The following is a 244-nucleotide window of genomic DNA, read 5'->3' on the forward strand; positions in this document are numbered from 1 at the left end:
CGTGGACGACCGCTGGTTCGGGGACTGGATCGGGTACTCCGCCGCCGCCACCCTGGCGTCGGTGCTGCTCATCCTGGCCAACCCGATCAGCGGCTACCCGCGGACCGTCGCGTCCGCCGGCCTCGTCCTCGCGCTCTTCCCGGTCTACTGGTTCCTCGCCCGGCCCAGCCGGGCCGGCCTCCAGAAGAACAGCTGGCGCGCCTGGCTGTATGTCGGGATCGCGACGGCCGTCTACTTCGTCGCG

1 protein-coding gene is annotated in these 244 nt (G+C 71.7%); it reads left to right on the forward strand.

Annotated features, from left to right (window positions below; all coding sequences use genetic code 11):
- A partial coding sequence (locus SB773_RS34075; RefSeq protein ID WP_410594913.1) for a hypothetical protein occupies positions 1–244 on the forward strand: 244 nt, incomplete at both ends.

It is taken from the genome of Bacillus sp. SIMBA_074, assembly GCF_046534555.1.
Classification (GTDB): domain Bacteria; phylum Bacillota; class Bacilli; order Bacillales; family Bacillaceae_G; genus Bacillus_A; species Bacillus_A mycoides.